At 61.9% G+C, this 14,122-nt stretch carries 16 protein-coding genes and 1 tRNA gene; 8 read left to right on the top strand and 9 right to left on the bottom strand.

What is annotated here, in order from left to right; all coding sequences use genetic code 11:
* Positions 1 to 204 precede the first annotated feature (204 nt).
* From pstS to pstB, 4 genes are all read left to right on the top strand, one after another.
* Complete coding sequence (gene pstS / locus RIF72_RS06110) at positions 205 to 1,323, top strand: phosphate ABC transporter substrate-binding protein PstS (protein WP_309073959.1); 1,119 nt, start codon at positions 205 to 207, stop codon at positions 1,321 to 1,323.
* A 136-nt stretch (positions 1,324 to 1,459) separates the two neighbouring features.
* Positions 1,460 to 2,392: a phosphate ABC transporter permease subunit PstC gene (gene pstC / locus RIF72_RS06105; RefSeq protein WP_309073958.1), complete on the top strand. Its 933-nt coding sequence runs from the start codon at positions 1,460 to 1,462 to the stop codon at positions 2,390 to 2,392.
* Positions 2,393 to 3,496: a phosphate ABC transporter permease PstA gene (gene pstA / locus RIF72_RS06100; protein ID WP_309073957.1), complete on the top strand. Its 1,104-nt coding sequence runs from the start codon at positions 2,393 to 2,395 to the stop codon at positions 3,494 to 3,496.
* Positions 3,497 to 3,554: 58 nt separating this feature from the next.
* Positions 3,555 to 4,334, top strand: coding sequence for a phosphate ABC transporter ATP-binding protein PstB (pstB, locus tag RIF72_RS06095; RefSeq protein ID WP_017197024.1), 780 nt, complete (start codon positions 3,555 to 3,557; stop codon positions 4,332 to 4,334).
* A gap of 159 nt (positions 4,335 to 4,493) precedes the next feature.
* Here pstB and RIF72_RS06090 read toward each other — a convergent pair whose 3' ends face one another.
* Together RIF72_RS06090 and RIF72_RS06085 are read right to left on the bottom strand one after the other, a co-directional pair.
* On the bottom strand, positions 4,494 to 5,510 hold the full coding sequence (locus RIF72_RS06090; protein ID WP_309073956.1) for an anion permease: 1,017 nt from the start codon (positions 5,508 to 5,510) through the stop codon (positions 4,494 to 4,496).
* Position 5,511: 1 nt separating this feature from the next.
* The gene (locus RIF72_RS06085) at positions 5,512 to 6,129 is read right to left on the bottom strand and encodes a DUF47 domain-containing protein (protein ID WP_043469600.1); all 618 of its coding nucleotides are present in this window, start codon (positions 6,127 to 6,129) and stop codon (positions 5,512 to 5,514) included.
* 195 nt (positions 6,130 to 6,324) lie between these two features.
* Here RIF72_RS06085 and RIF72_RS06080 point away from each other — a divergent pair, with 195 nt between their 5' ends.
* Positions 6,325 to 7,056, top strand: coding sequence for a hypothetical protein (locus tag RIF72_RS06080; protein ID WP_309073955.1), 732 nt, complete (start codon positions 6,325 to 6,327; stop codon positions 7,054 to 7,056).
* 235 nt (positions 7,057 to 7,291) lie between these two features.
* Here RIF72_RS06080 and RIF72_RS06075 read toward each other — a convergent pair whose 3' ends face one another.
* Positions 7,292 to 7,951, bottom strand: coding sequence for a hypothetical protein (locus RIF72_RS06075; RefSeq protein ID WP_309073954.1), 660 nt, complete (start codon positions 7,949 to 7,951; stop codon positions 7,292 to 7,294).
* Positions 7,952 to 8,191: 240 nt separating this feature from the next.
* On the opposite strand from RIF72_RS06075, the gene RIF72_RS06070 reads away from it, so the two are divergent.
* Positions 8,192 to 8,264, top strand: a tRNA-Lys gene (locus tag RIF72_RS06070).
* Between the two features lie 283 nt (positions 8,265 to 8,547).
* On the opposite strand, the gene RIF72_RS06065 is transcribed toward RIF72_RS06070, so the two are convergent.
* Positions 8,548 to 8,745, bottom strand: a complete 198-nt coding sequence (locus tag RIF72_RS06065) for a hypothetical protein (protein WP_309073953.1) — start codon at positions 8,743 to 8,745, stop codon at positions 8,548 to 8,550.
* A 173-nt stretch (positions 8,746 to 8,918) separates the two neighbouring features.
* Here RIF72_RS06065 and RIF72_RS06060 point away from each other — a divergent pair, with 173 nt between their 5' ends.
* Positions 8,919 to 10,445: an alpha-N-arabinofuranosidase gene (locus RIF72_RS06060; protein ID WP_309073952.1), complete on the top strand. Its 1,527-nt coding sequence runs from the start codon at positions 8,919 to 8,921 to the stop codon at positions 10,443 to 10,445.
* Here the strand turns inward: RIF72_RS06060 and RIF72_RS06055 are convergent.
* From RIF72_RS06055 to RIF72_RS06035, 5 genes are all read right to left on the bottom strand, one after another.
* Positions 10,442 to 10,813, bottom strand: coding sequence for a hypothetical protein (locus RIF72_RS06055; protein WP_309073951.1), 372 nt, complete (start codon positions 10,811 to 10,813; stop codon positions 10,442 to 10,444). The genes RIF72_RS06060 and RIF72_RS06055 overlap by 4 nt on opposite strands.
* Before the next feature lie 95 nt (positions 10,814 to 10,908).
* A complete protein-coding gene (locus RIF72_RS06050; protein WP_309073950.1) occupies positions 10,909 to 11,217 on the bottom strand; it encodes a hypothetical protein in 309 nt (102 codons plus the stop codon).
* A gap of 12 nt (positions 11,218 to 11,229) precedes the next feature.
* Positions 11,230 to 11,952, bottom strand: coding sequence for a GAF and ANTAR domain-containing protein (locus tag RIF72_RS06045; RefSeq protein WP_309073949.1), 723 nt, complete (start codon positions 11,950 to 11,952; stop codon positions 11,230 to 11,232).
* A 123-nt stretch (positions 11,953 to 12,075) separates the two neighbouring features.
* The gene (locus RIF72_RS06040) at positions 12,076 to 12,858 is read right to left on the bottom strand and encodes a GAF and ANTAR domain-containing protein (protein WP_309073948.1); all 783 of its coding nucleotides are present in this window, start codon (positions 12,856 to 12,858) and stop codon (positions 12,076 to 12,078) included.
* A gap of 283 nt (positions 12,859 to 13,141) precedes the next feature.
* Positions 13,142 to 13,861 carry a GAF and ANTAR domain-containing protein gene (locus RIF72_RS06035; protein WP_309073947.1) on the bottom strand — a complete coding sequence of 240 codons (720 nt, stop codon included), beginning with the start codon at positions 13,859 to 13,861 and terminating at the stop codon, positions 13,142 to 13,144.
* Between the two features lie 98 nt (positions 13,862 to 13,959).
* Between RIF72_RS06035 and RIF72_RS06030 the strand changes: the two genes are divergently transcribed.
* Positions 13,960 to 14,085 carry a hypothetical protein gene (locus tag RIF72_RS06030; protein WP_309073946.1) on the top strand — a complete coding sequence of 42 codons (126 nt, stop codon included), beginning with the start codon at positions 13,960 to 13,962 and terminating at the stop codon, positions 14,083 to 14,085.
* Positions 14,086 to 14,122 lie beyond the last annotated feature (37 nt).

Below are 14,122 nucleotides of genomic sequence, written 5' to 3'. Positions count from 1 at the left end.
TACCGCAAGCCAGGTGTCGCTCAAGGTGGCACGCGCCACATAACCCAATGGTCCGCCGTCGTTCACCTTCCGTTCACCTTTCACCGCAGATCCTGTTACCTGCGCTCCTTACCTTCAGTAAAGGAACAAAAAGGTCCACAGCTCGCGCACGCCGAAATCTCCGTTCGGCCCGCATCGAAGAATCCCTGGAAGGGGCACATCCAAGTGAAGGCAACTCACTTCGGCCGCAACGCGGCAATCGCGGTCATCGCAGCCGGCGCTCTCGCGCTCACTGCTTGCGGTTCAGACAACGCAACGGGCACCACGCCGGGCACTCAGTCGTCAGCCGGCTCCAACGTCACCGGCACCCTGACCGGCATTGGCGCCTCCTCCACCGGCGCCGCCATGGACGCTTGGAAGGCCGGCTTCTCGGCCGCGAATTCCGGCGCGACGGTTCAGTACTCCCCTGACGGTTCCGGCGCAGGCCGCAAGGCCATTATCGACGGCTCGGCACAGTTCGCCGGCTCCGACGCCTACCTGAAGGACGAAGAGCTCGAGAGCTCCAAGGCCAAATGCGGCCCCGACGGCGCCATCAACATCCCGGTGTACATCTCCCCGATCGCCGTTGCCTTCAACGTTCCCGGCGTCACCGACCTGAAGCTCGACGCCACAGCTGTCGCCAAGATCTTCCGCGGCGAAATCGCCAACTGGAACGACCCCGCAATCGCCGCCCTCAACGAAGGCGTCTCCCTGCCGGACCTTAAGGTCACCCCGGTCAACCGCTCCGATGACTCCGGCACCACCACCAACTTCACCGAGTACCTCGCAGCTGCTGCACCCGAGGTTTGGACAGACAAGGCTGCCGGCATCTGGCCCGCAAGCCTGGCCGGTGAAAACGCCAAGGGCACCTCCGGCGTCGTCAAGACCGTCACCGACACCCCGGGCGCCGTGACCTACGCTGATGACTCCGCCGTTTCCGGCAAGCTGGGCACCGCCTCCATCAAAGTGGGCGAAGAGTTCGTCAAGATCTCCGCAGAAGCCGCTGCCAAGGCCGTCGAAGCCGGCGCTCCTGTTGAAGGCCGCGCCGCCAACGACATCGCCATCAAGCTGGACCGCAAGACCACCGCATCGGGCGCCTACCCCGTAGTCCTCGTCTCGTACCACGTAGTCTGCACCACGTACGAGACCAAGGAAGTTGCTGACCTGGTCAAGGCCTTCGAAAGCTACGTTGTATCCGACGAAGGACAGCAAACCGCTGCTGACGCCGCCAAGTCCGCACCGCTCTCCAAGACGCTGCAGGACAAGGCCAAGGCCGCTATCGAAACCATCAAGGCCAAGGCCTAAGGTTTCCCTGCGGGTTTACTGAACCCGGCTGAACACCGAAGTTCCCTGTCCCGCGCAGAGTGGCCGCAGCGCCGCTCGCGCGGGGCAGGGAACTTAGCCATGTAAGACCAGTTCACTGAGACTGAAGGATCGTGAAGTGACCACCAACTCCCTGACAACCTCCCAAGGCGCAGGACGCGCCGGGGACAAGGTTTTCTCCGGGGCCGCCATGGCCGCAGGGTGCCTGATTCTCGCGGTCCTCTTCGGAGTCGCGCTATTCCTCGTGGTGCAGGCAATCCCCGCCCTCACTGCCCCGGCTGGGGACATCCAGGGCGGCAACGGCTTCTTCGCCTATATCGCCCCGATCGTGGTGGGCACCCTGATTGCCGCCGTGATCGCCCTCGTCATCGCCACTCCCGTGGCAATCGGCGTGGCACTGTTTATCTCGCACTACGCCCCGCGTCGGCTCGCTTCGGGCCTCGGCTACGTGGTGGACCTGCTCGCAGCCATCCCCTCCGTTGTCTACGGCGCCTGGGGTGCGGCTTTCCTGGCGAAGGAAATCTCCCCGGCCTACGACTGGCTGGCCACGTACCTCGGCTGGATCCCGATCTTCGAAGGACCGGCATCCGCCACCGGCAAAACCATCCTGACCGCTGGGATCGTCCTTTCCGTCATGGTCCTGCCCATCATTACCTCCCTGTCACGCGAAATCTTCCTGCAGACCCCCAAGCTGCACGAGGAAGCAGCGCTCGCACTCGGAGCAACCCGCTGGGAAATGATCAAAATGGCCGTGCTGCCCTTTGGCCGCCCGGGCATCATCAGCGCCATCATGCTAGGCCTTGGCCGAGCACTCGGTGAGACCATGGCCGTTGCCCTGGTGCTCTCCTCCGGTGTCTTGACTGCCAGCCTCATCCAGTCCGGCAACCAGACCATCGCCGCCGAAATTGCCTTGAACTTCCCCGAAGCCAGCGGCATCAAGGTCAACACGTTGATCGCCGCCGGCCTGGTGCTGTTCGTCATCACGCTGGGCGTGAACATGATCGCCCGCTGGATCATCACCCGGCACAAAGAATTCTCGGGAGCCAACTAAATGTCCGCCACAGTAGTCCGCAAGCGCTCAGCGCTCACCAAGGGCCAGCTGCCCAAGTTCGCGCCCTACATTGTCCTGGCTGCCGCGCTCATTGTCGGCGCGGCCATCCTGGCGCTCATCGGCTTCAACGCCTTCGGCTGGGGCATCGTCTCCGCCATCCTGTTCGCGGTGGGACTGGTTTCCTGGAGCGGCGCTGTTGAAGGTGCCCGCAAAGCCAAGGACAAGCTCGCCACCTGCCTGGTGGTGGGCGCCTTCCTGATTGCATTGCTGCCCTTGATCTCGGTCATAGTCACAGTGTTGGTCAACGGCATCCCCGGGCTCATCACCCCCGGCTTCCTCGGCACCTCCATGAACGGTGTCACCGGTGCCTACGACAACAAGGCAGTGGAGGAAGGCGCCCCCGTCCTCGGTGGCATCTACCACGCGCTGTTGGGCACCATCCAGATCACGCTCCTTGCCACGGTGATCTCCGTGCCCGTGGGCCTCCTGACTTCCATCTACCTCGTGGAATACGGCAATGACCGTCCGTTGGCCCGCGCCATCACGTTCTTCGTGGATGTCATGACCGGTATCCCGTCCATTGTGGCCGGCCTCTTCGCGGCAGCGTTCTTCTTCGCCATCGTTGGCCCCGGCACCAAGACCGGTGCGGTGGCCGCAGTCGCGCTTTCCGTCCTGATGATCCCTGTTGTGGTCCGCTCCAGCGAGGAAATGCTCAAGATCGTCCCGAACGAGCTCCGCGAGGCCTCATACGCGCTGGGTGTGCGTAAGTGGCGCACCATCACCAAAGTGGTCATTCCGACGGCGATCTCCGGCATCGCGTCCGGCGTCACCTTGGCGATCGCCCGGGTTATCGGTGAAACCGCTCCTATCCTGGTCACTGCCGGGTTCGCGACCACCATCAACAACAATGTGTTCGGTGGCTGGATGGCCTCGCTGCCCACGTTCATTTACACGCAGATCCTCAACCCGACGTCGCCGTCCAACCCTGCTCCCTCGGATCAGCGTGCTTGGGGCGCCGCGCTGGTGCTGATCATTCTGGTGATGCTCCTGAACCTCGGAGCCCGCCTCATCGCCCGTCTGTTCGCACCCAAAACGGGACGCTAGGCTGCCCTTCTGCGGCCTCATCCAAACTTCCACACCCCCAAGGAAACAAAGGAACACCATGTCCAAGCGCATCGACGTCAAAGACCTGAATGTCTACTACGGCAACTTCCTGGCCGTCGAGGACGTCAACATCAACATTCAAGCCAAGTCCGTCACGGCCTTCATCGGCCCGTCCGGCTGCGGCAAGTCCACCTTCCTCCGCACGCTGAACCGCATGCATGAGGTCCTTCCCGGCGCGCGTGTTGAGGGCGAGGTCCTCCTGGACGGCGACAACCTCTACGGGCCCGGCGTGGACCCCGTAACCGTCCGCACCCAGGTGGGCATGGTTTTCCAGCGCCCCAACCCGTTCCCCACCATGTCCATCCGTGACAACGTGCTGGCCGGCGTGAAGCTGAACAACAAGAAGATCTCCAAAGGCGCGGCAGATGCCCTGGTTGAGAAGTCCTTGGTGGGCGCGAACCTGTGGAACGAGGTCAAGGACCGCCTGGACAAGCCCGGTTCCGGCCTTTCCGGTGGTCAGCAGCAGCGCCTCTGCATCGCCCGCGCCATCGCCGTCGAGCCCCAGGTGATCCTCATGGATGAGCCCTGCTCCGCGCTGGACCCCATCTCCACGCTGGCCGTTGAGGACCTCATCAACGAGCTCAAGGACCAGTACACCGTGGTGATCGTTACGCACAACATGCAGCAGGCCGCGCGCGTGTCAGACAAGACCGCGTTCTTCAACATCGCCGGCACCGGCAAGCCCGGCAAGCTCATCGAGTTCGCCGACACAACCAGCATCTTCAACAACCCCGCCCAGAAGGCAACGGAAGACTACGTCTCCGGCCGCTTCGGATAAGGGTTCCATAGGTTCCGGCTTCTATGGGGGGAGTCGGCACAGAACGACGGCGGCCGTCGCCTTGGGGGTACGGCCGCCGTCGTTTTTTCATACCCAACTGGGTCGCAGATCAGGTCGTTCTCAGCGCTGGGAACGACCTGATCTGCGACCTACTTGGGTTTAGAGGTCCGCGAGGGGCGAGAGTGCCAGCTCTAGGATGAAGGCCGCTGCTGCCGTGATCAGCGGTGTGGCCACCCAGAACAGCAGAATCCTCCTGACCAAACGCCTGTTGACGGTGTGGAAGCGCTGGTTTACGCCCGAGCCCAGCACAGAAGCGGTCAGTGTATGGGTGGTGGAAAGCGGCAGGTGAAATCCGATTGCGCCGATAAAGAGCATCACGGACGTCAAGGTCTGTGCCACGAAACCGCGCAGCGGATCCACCCGAATGAGTTTGTGGCCGAGGGTGTGGGAGATCCGCCAACCGCCAAACATGGTCCCTGCAGTGAGCATGATGGCGGTGAGCAGGAGAATCCAGAGAGGCACGTCGCTGCCGCTGGACAAGCCGGCGGCCACTATGGCCAGCACCATGACAGCGGCCGTGCGCTGACCGTCCTGCAGCCCATGGCCGAATGCCACAGCGGCGGCTGAGATGGCCTGCGCCCGGCGGAACCGTCGATTCACCACGTTTGGTTGTGAGTAGCGCGCAGCCCACGTCACAGGCCACACCAGCAGGTACGCAGCCACGAATGCGATGACGGGGGAGAGTACCAGGGGCAGTGCAACTTGGGTCAGCAGGACGTTGTCCATGCCTCCCACCGCGTTGCCGCCCACAAGGACGCTCGCCGCCCCGGCGCCGATCAGGCCGCCAATCAGCGAGTTCGTTGAGGACAAGGGGATGCCGCGCCACCACGCGTACACGCCCCACAGGATGGCTGCGGTGAGCGCGGACGCCAGCATGGTGAGGCCGCTGGTGCCCTCCGGCAACGTGATCCACGATTGCGTGAAGGCGAGGATGAAGGTGCCGCTGAGCATGGCACCCACAAAATTGAAGACGGCAGCCAGGAGGACAGCGATTGACGGCGTCAGGGCGCGGGTCCGCGTGGACAGCGCGACGGCGTTGGAGACGTCGCGGAAGCCGTTGAGGAACGCAAACCCGGAGGCCAAAGCAACTACGAGGACCAGGAAGGCGATGGTCACGTCATGATTCCTTGACGATGATGCTGCCTACCTGAGTGGCGACCTTCCGCATGTCCTTGGTAACTTCCACCAGTTGGTTGGCGATGTCCCGGTGCCGCGCGTACTGGGTGGACTTCATATCCTTGAGCATTTCGGCCACCCAGATCCGGTGCGACCGTTCTGCACGCTTGGCCAGCCGAAGGATTTCGATCCAGTAGTCCTCAAGTTCGTCCAGGTCTTCAAGCTTCCGCATCGCATCCACGGTGAGCTCGGCCTGCCGGCTGATGATCTCCAACTGGTCTGCAGCCCGCTTGGGGAGCCGATCCAGCTTGTAGAGAGCCACGAGGTCTCCGGCGGCGTCGAGCTTCTCCATGGCCTCATTGAGGTGACGGGAGAGCGTGTACATGTCCTCGCGGGGGAGCGGGTTCACGAAGCTGGTGCGCATGTGCGTCAGCAGCGCGAAATGAAGGTCGAGGGATTTGGACTCGTGCTCGTGCAGTTCTTCGGCGAGACGCTGGTGCTCGCTGGCCGGCGCACCGAGAATCTCCGAGAGCGTTCCAGTAGCGGCAACAATGACGCCGGCCATTTGCGCGAGCAGTACGAGCCCGGCAGGTTCCTGGGGAAAAAGGCGCAGCTTCATTTCGCTTCCGGGCTGGGGACGGATGGGCACGGGTGGTTTGACTTGACGTCGCCCGTTTCGGTCCCAACTTTACCGGCACCACCGCGACGTCTGGGAAGCGCGCGACGCCGTGGCGGGGAGTTGTCCCCATCGCTGAGTTTCCGTAGCCGTGCAACACTGTAGAAGCACCGAATAAATCCACTCAATGGGGGAAACATGCGACTCAATCATGTCATGAAAATTTCCGGCATCGCCGCTGCCGGCCTGCTGGCACTGACTGCCTGTGGCGGAGCAACGGCAGGCCCGACGACGGCTGGTTCCGAATCGTCGTCGTCCTCGTCTGCGCCAGCATCGCCTTCAGCGTCCGCCTCCCCGTTGGCCTCGACTTCGTCAGAAGGCGCCGGCACCTCCTCGGGCTCATACAAGGTGGCGGCTTGGGCGCTGCCCATCTCGGAAGCAGGGGACAAGCTGGGCAGCCTCAAGGGCGACAGCTTCAGCGTGGACATCTACCAGGTGGCCACCGATGTCGCGTCCAAGGACAGCATGTTCGTGGACAAGGAAACCAAGGAAAACCTGCTCAAGAAGGGCGATCCCGTGGTTTACCTGAACTACGTGGTCACCAACACCTCGTCCGCGGACATTCCCCTGAGCCACTCGCTGATCACTCCCAGCGCAAAGTACACGGACTGGAAGTACCTCGGCGGCATGCCTTCGGACTCCAGTAGCGACGGGTACAAGAAGCACGGCCTCAGCAGCTCCGGCACCAAGCTGAAGGAAGAGGCCCCGTTCGTGCTGAAGCCGGGCGAGTCCTTCAACATTGCGGAGAACTTTGCCTACACCGCGGGCAAGGAAACCGAGATCGAGGCCACAATGACTCCTGCTGCAGCTGACGGCAAGCTGGACCACGACAAGAAGGAAAAGGCCGAAACCACGGTCACCCTGAAGTAGTTCCCAGCGCATTTGCCCGGGCTTGCCTCAGCGCAGGCCCGGGCAATCTGCGTTCGGGCATAAAAATGGTGCCGAACCGGATACGCCTCTCGGCGGTAGGCCGCTCGAAGCGGCTATAAGTTGAAGCCCGGGGGTTTCGCGGTTCGACACCAGCTTTAGTTTTCACCGTCTGGCGGGCTAAGTCAACATTGACAGGCCGGGCCCGACGTGGGTACGTTTTGCCCCGTTTTGCTGGTTAGTCGAGCTCGCCCAAGCGCCACGCGTTGGCAGCGTGCTCGAGGTCTTCGGCTGTCTTCACCAGCTGGTGGGAATTACGTGTGAGCTTGCTGGCGTGACCCTCGTTGCTGTGTTCCGCGCCGTCGGCAAGAGTCGCCTGGCCGAGCGCCACCACGCGGCAGAAAGCGGCGGAACGTTCCAGCGCGACGTCGAACTCGCCGTCGAAAGCGCCCGACAAAATGGCGTCAGCCATGGTCTTCATTTCGTCGGCTCCCGGTGGCTCTGCTGCGCCGGCCACCACATTGGAAACCTGCGCGGTGTCGCGTCCTGCCCTGAAGTAGACGGAGATCCGTTCGGGGTTCTGGATGGTGGCGGCGCGGAGGGCGTAGAGCCTCCAAAGAGCGCCGGGCAAGGAGCGTGCAGGGCTCTCGGCCCACATCTCAGCGATGGCTTCGAGGCCTTGCTCGTCAGCCAGCTTCACCAGGCGGCGGGTGACCTTGGGATCGTCGCTGTCGCGGCCCCGCCTCACCAGCGCCTGGGCGGCGAGATGGGCAGCCTCCGAAACCCGGGCCGGATCTGCCCCGCCGGTGAACGGCTCGAAATCGATGGGCGCGAAGGGCTTGGGCTTGTGATGCCTGTTCGCTCCGCCGTACGCACGTGATCCTGGCTGTTCGCTCATGAGTTCACCGTACTCCTGTGCTCTGGTGGGGTCGAGTAACGGTTGACGGGGCTGCCGTTCGTGCTGCCAGCGCGCCTTCACCACCTACTTTGCGGCCGCCCCGGGCCCGACACGCCGTTGCCGCCGCGCGTCGCCGTCGAACTCTCGCCCAAAGAAGGTGACGACGGCGCATGCCGCCTTGAGTTCCGCATCGGCCTTGACGTTGGGGTACAGTATTCATGGCTGTTTCTACAGCTGGAGGGGCCTTTAGCTCAGTTGGTAGAGCATCGGACTTTTAATCCGTGGGTCGTGGGTTCGATCCCCACAGGGCCCACCCTCCAAGGCAGGCCGGAGACGTTGAGTCTCCGGCCTGTTTCTGTCTCTGGGGTGCCAATCCAACAGAAGCCCAACTAATTCAACCCGCTGCGACGTCCTCGGGCCCTGTTATCAGCGAGCAGGCTCGTCTGTGAGCGTCCGGCCTGGATGCGGGCGGAGCTTGTGGTCCGATTTCTTACATCACACCCCGTCCTGTGGATAAGCCATGCATAGTTTTTTGCATGTGGGCAGAACGTGTAAAAAAACTGCCATTTCTTTACACGTCATGGTTACGTTGTTAGTTACTTTCTATGTCGAACTGGGATCCTGATGGGGCCGCTGACGCCTCGGAAAGCCAGCTCCTCGAGTCCTGCGCCGTACATGACCAGGTCCCAAGCCGGTGAGCGGGCGGCCACCACTCCGGCCAAGAGCATCCAGGTTGTGAACACCATGACAACAAGAGCGATGGCCCAGCCGAGCCACAAGAAGATCTCGTTCATGGACCGAAGCTATAGCGTGGCACCGACATCCACTGTCTTCAGCGCCCGGTCCGTAGCTTCGGAGCCCGGCTGAAGAAACCCCTTGACTCACACCCCTCGGCACAGTCAGCATGGTTTCTATAACGTTGTAGAAACCGGCAAAAGCAGCAACCCAGCAGATAAGGACTCACCCTTTGGGAAATCAAGAGAACCCCACGGCCAAAATCACCCTTGACCCCGCGTTCGTGGTTGGCCCGGTCAGGAGGAAGACCTTCGGCGCTTTCGTTGAGCACCTGGGTCGCTGTGTCTACACAGGTATCTTCGAGCCCGAGCATCCCAAGGCCGATGACGACGGGTTCCGCACCGACGTCCTGGCGCTCACCAAGGAACTGGGTGTCTCCACGGTTCGGTATCCGGGCGGCAACTTCGTGTCGGGCTATCGCTGGGAGGACGGAGTTGGGCCAAAGGAAGACCGCCCCACGCGGCTCGACCTCGCCTGGCACTCCAGCGACCCCAACTTGGTGGGCGTGGACGAGTTCGCCAAGTGGTCGGAGAAGGCTGGCGTCGAGCCCATGATGGCAGTCAACCTGGGCACTCGAGGAACCCAGGAAGCTTTGGATCTGCTGGAGTATTCCAACATCAAGGGTGGAACGGCCCTGTCCGAACAGCGCAAGGCGAATGGCGCCGTCGAGCCCCACAACATCAAGATGTGGTGCCTCGGGAACGAGATGGACGGCTTCTGGCAGATCGGCCATAAGAAGGCGGGCGAGTACGCGCGGGTTGCCGCCGAAACTGCGCGGGCGATGCGCATGGTCAACCCGGATCTTGAACTGGTTGCCTGTGGAAGCTCAGCACCCACCATGCCGACCTTTGGTGAATGGGAGCGCGTGGTCCTCGGCGAGACCTACGAACTGGTGGACCTGATCTCGGCGCACCAGTACTTCGAGGACTTCGGAGACCTGCAGGAGCACCTGTCCGCCGGGCACCGGATGGAAGCCTTTATCAAGGACCTCGTGTCCCATATCGACCATGTGAAATCGGCAATGAAGTCTGCAAAGCAGGTCAACATTTCCTTCGATGAATGGAATGTCTGGCACATGTCCCGCGACGAGTCCAAGGCCCCGACGGGGGATGACTGGCCGGTTGCGCCGGTGCTGCTCGAGGACCGCTATACGGTGGCTGACGCCGTGGTGGTGGGCGACCTCCTCATCACGCTGCTGCGCAACACGGACCGCGTGCATTCAGCGAGCCTCGCACAGTTGGTCAACGTGATCGCACCCATCATGACGGAGCCAGGCGGCCGGGCCTGGAAGCAGACCACGTTCCACCCGTTCGCACTCACCTCGCAGCATGCCTCCGGCACGGTGCTGAATCTCGCCGTCGAATCCCCGCGGCTTTCCAGCGAAAAGACGTCCGGATTCACGTCGCTGTCGGCGGTGGCAACCTTTGACGCGGAAGCCAACGAGGCCGTGGTCTTCGCCGTGAACCGCTCGGCAACTGACGCACTGACGCTGGATGCCGCCGTCGGAAGCCTGAATCCCGAAAGGATCATCGAGGCTGTCACCTACACGAACAAGGACCCGTACTGGCAGGCGACGGCGGACGATTCGACGTCGGTTCTGCCGTCCGAAAACGTCAGCGTAAAGCTCGACGGCGACCGCCTCACCGCCGAGCTTCCGGCCGTGAGTTGGAGCATGATCCGTCTGGCCCTCAATTCCTAGGCAATAGCCTGCGAACCGTCCCTGAAGATCGGATACGCCGAGATGGGCGTGACTGTGGCCGTCGGGGTGGGCTCCGGTGCCTGCGTTGCAGGTGCCGGGGCCGGCTCGTCGAAAGTCACGATTTCCATTGACTCCATGTCCAGCAGGCGTCGGCTACCGGTTTCGTCCTGAAGCCAAAAAAGGTCGGTGCCGGCCACTGTTTTCACTACAGTGCCCCGATGATAGAGGCGGCCATTGTGCCACGCCTCGATGAAATCGCCCGGCTTCAGCGCGTGCGGCTCATCCCTGCCGGGCAAGGTGCCGAACGCCTGAGCCAGGCTGGCCTGTGTCTTCAGCGCTTGGAAAAGATCCCTGTTTGCAATGCTCATGTCTGCCACCCCTCAGCTGGCTGCGTCGTCTATGAACCCAGCTTTGCGCATGTATGTTGCGGGCGCGTTGCAGGAAAATGAGCGGGGTGTGACAGCTACGGGGAAGCGGGACCGTCGTCCGGGGAATCGGTTTCCCCGGGAGCGTCGAGGGGGAATTCGTCGGAGTACGGCGCGTGGGGTCCGGGGCCGCTGTTGGACAGTTCATTGGCAGCCATGGCCAAGAGGTCGCGTTCCAGCTCGGGGAGGGAGAGCATGCCCTGCAGGTAAGCTTCAACCTCGTACTCGCCCACCGATCCGCCGATGCTGAAGTACTGCAGCCATAAAGTACCTGTGGTGATCCCCGCGCCTGAAAGTGCCGCATGGAGTCTGCGGCGTTGCTCGGGTTCGTTGTTATCGAAGCCCATTGTCCTGCGGCCCTAGTTCCGGTCTGCCGGGATCCCGGCTACGAGCTCCGCGCTGACTTCCTGGAGGCTCTGGCTCTTGTTGCGCGCCTGCAGTATCAGTTGTTGGAGGGCTCGTTCATGAGTAATTTTGTGGCGTTCCATGAGGATTCCGCAGGCGCGGTTGACCAGGTCCCTGCTGTGTAGAGCGGTCTGGAGGCCCTCGCTGATGCGCTTGGGCGTCTCAGCGCTTTGGATGTGGGCCAGAAGGGTTGCGGCCGGGGAAGCATAGAGCTCCATCAACGAAACGGCGGCGGCGTCAAACACCGAGGGTTCGGAAGCATAAATTTTGATGGCACCAATGCTGTGCCCGTTGGCCATAAGCGGGGCGCTGACCACCGACCTGATAGGTAGCGCGGTTACTGCGGCACTCCATTCAGGCCAGCGGGGGTCGGTGCGGACGTCGTCGAGAAGAACCGTTTCCTCAGACGCCCAGGCAGTGAGGCAGGGACCTTGGCCCAGCTCGTACTGCAGATGGTCGGCTTGCTCTACGATGCTGTCCGTAGAGCCTGTGCTGGTTCTGCGGGCTTGGGAATCGAGGATGGAAACCCCTGCCCCGATGGTCCCTGGTACGGATTCCTTGATTGCCTGCGAGAGGTTCTGAACGGCCTGGTCCACTTTCTCCTCAGTGAGGAGAAGGCCCAGTATCCTGCCGATGGCGCCGGAGAGCTCATCCAGAGGAAGTTGCTTCTTCGTCATGGTCATCTCCCGGCCGTTCATGCCGGCAAGCCGACACGTAAATTCTGTGAATTGCTGGATTCCGTGCTGCAATTCCAGCCTAGTGCTTTTGGAACCTCATCCCCCAACCGCGTGGCTCAATTTCTACTCCTCAAATGCGGTTGGGATATTCCGGTCTCCCGCAACGTGGTTGATGACGTTTTCCGCTACAGCGCGAAGCTTGATGTTGCGGTGGCTGGAAGCGCTGACCAAGATTTGGAAGGCGGCATCGCGGCTGCAGCGGTTCTGTGCCATGACGATTCCGACGGCGGTGTCGATAGCCGTGCGGGACGCCAAGGCGGCTGCGAGGTTCTCGCGCGCATCCCGCAGCTGGGCAATCTTCAGGGCTAAGTACAGCGCCTTCGCTCCCGTTGCGGTGATCCTCTCCGCGGCAGCAATGTCCTCATGGGAGAAGCCATGGGGACGCGTTGAGTAAAGATTCACTACGGCCTCTGCGGTGCTGTTCAGTTCCATCGGCAGGGCGAGGATTGAGCCAACGTCTGTGCAGGCAGCGGCCTGCATGTAGTCCAGCCACCGCGCTTCCTCACGGACATCCGGGACGTGGGTGATGGTGCGTGTGCGGAGGGCTGCGAGGCAAGGGCCGTCTCCGAAGCTGTTCTGGATGTCGTCCAGTTTGCGGGCCAAGGGATCACTGTCCGCGACAGCAACTGGCTTTTTTTGTCGAATAACGGTCACGCCGCAAGCGATGGTGTTGCCATTCCCGCTGAGTTTTTCGGCAGTCATGGTTACGAGATCCTGAAGGAACTCCCGTATGTCAGTGTTCTCTACGAGAAGCTCCTGCAAGTGCTCCAGGAAATCTGTAAGATCTACGTGGTCCTCATCAGGAGCCGGGACCGGGATCTGCTCCGAGGGCTGGGTTTCAGTCAATGCGTGTTTCCTTACTACTGCCCGGCCGGTTCCGTCCGACCGTCAGAGCTGAGCTCCGTCAAGGCAGTGTCTACGAGTTGCATCTGGCCCGGGGCTAGAGCCAGAAGTTCGTTAAGGTAGGCCTCCAAAGCCAATTCGTCGGCGTTTCCTCCAATCCCGAAGTAGTAGGTCCACAATCTATCAAGGCTGATATTTCCAATCTGGAATCTGCAAGACGCCTGCAGACGTTGATCAAATTCCCCGTAGTATTCCGATGCCTCCCACGGTTCGGTGTCCACGAAAGCTACCTTCCCTCCTGATCCATACGGCCGGCGCGGTCCAGGATGTCTCCAGCTATGTCATGAAGCCGTTTGTTGCTGTGGCGTGAGGCCACTTGTATGAGCCGGAGCGCAGATTCGCGGTTGCAGTGGTTCTGCATCATGATCAGGGCGATCGCAGCGTCCACGATGGCGCGGGATTTGAATGCGGACCGTAGGTGTTCAGGATAGGGGTCCTCGGCGTGCATGCGAAGGGCCAGCCGGAGAATCCTTGACAGCGATTCGGCATGGCTTTCCACTCGGGCCACAGTGTCCGGACCGAAGGTCCCCAACTCCGTGGAGTAGCAATTCAGAGCGCACTTTGACCCGTCATCGGTCTGAATCGGGACTGCCAGCACAGACCGGATGCCCTCATTCGAAATTGCCTTTGCATAGTGCTGCCAGGACTCATCGGACTGCAGATCCGGAATCAGCACCGTGCGCTGTTGCCGGAGCGCCGTAAGGCAGGGGCCGTCGTCGAACTCGTATTGCTTTTCATCCAGGCGTCGGGCAGCGTCATTGCTGCTCGCAACCGTGGACGGGCCGCCGTCGCGCTCCACGGTGATGGCGCACAGCATGGGCGAGTCACCCCCAAGAAGGGACGCCGAAATGGTTGCCAGTCCAAGAAGAAATTCGGTGAACCCCGGGCTTTCCAAAAGCAGGTCCTGCAGCTGTTCCGCTGTGGGCACTGCGTCACTCTGGGCCATGCGGCCTCAATTCCAGCAACACCGGAGTCCACGCATCTCCGGCTGGGCGGCAGTGCGCTCGTGTTCGCGCAAAACCCGGATATTCAACTCCGGACCAAATGCCACACCCGAAATCTCCTACCTCCGACACTACGCCGATGCCATTGAACATGACAGGGCGGAAGCCGGAGATCACGACGTTGGTGGAAATCGAGGCAGTCGCCGCCGTGATGGACGCCGTATAAAGGCGCTCCATCTGCAACGATGTATACCAACGTAGAG

This window comes from Paenarthrobacter sp., assembly GCF_031180005.1.
In the GTDB taxonomy this organism is placed as follows: Bacteria; Actinomycetota; Actinomycetes; order Actinomycetales; family Micrococcaceae; genus Arthrobacter.
This window is presented reverse-complemented; position numbering and strand designations above follow the sequence as displayed.

Excerpts from the sequence above, each read along its gene's own strand:
- pstA (WP_309073957.1), top strand. The coding sequence starts at position 2,393 with ATGTCCGCCACAGTAGTCCGCAAGCGCTCAGCGCTCACCAAGGGCCAG.
- pstB (WP_017197024.1), top strand. The coding sequence starts at position 3,555 with ATGTCCAAGCGCATCGACGTCAAAGACCTGAATGTCTACTACGGCAAC.
- RIF72_RS06085 (WP_043469600.1), bottom strand. The coding sequence starts at position 6,129 with ATGAAGCTGCGCCTTTTTCCCCAGGAACCTGCCGGGCTCGTACTGCTC.
- RIF72_RS06080 (WP_309073955.1), top strand. The coding sequence starts at position 6,325 with ATGCGACTCAATCATGTCATGAAAATTTCCGGCATCGCCGCTGCCGGC.
- RIF72_RS06075 (WP_309073954.1), bottom strand. The coding sequence starts at position 7,951 with ATGAGCGAACAGCCAGGATCACGTGCGTACGGCGGAGCGAACAGGCAT.
- RIF72_RS06065 (WP_309073953.1), bottom strand. The coding sequence starts at position 8,745 with ATGAACGAGATCTTCTTGTGGCTCGGCTGGGCCATCGCTCTTGTTGTC.
- RIF72_RS06055 (WP_309073951.1), bottom strand. The coding sequence starts at position 10,813 with ATGAGCATTGCAAACAGGGATCTTTTCCAAGCGCTGAAGACACAGGCC.
- RIF72_RS06050 (WP_309073950.1), bottom strand. The coding sequence starts at position 11,217 with ATGGGCTTCGATAACAACGAACCCGAGCAACGCCGCAGACTCCATGCG.
- RIF72_RS06045 (WP_309073949.1), bottom strand. The coding sequence starts at position 11,952 with ATGACGAAGAAGCAACTTCCTCTGGATGAGCTCTCCGGCGCCATCGGC.
- RIF72_RS06035 (WP_309073947.1), bottom strand. The coding sequence starts at position 13,861 with ATGGCCCAGAGTGACGCAGTGCCCACAGCGGAACAGCTGCAGGACCTG.
- RIF72_RS06030 (WP_309073946.1), top strand. The coding sequence starts at position 13,960 with ATGCCACACCCGAAATCTCCTACCTCCGACACTACGCCGATGCCATTG.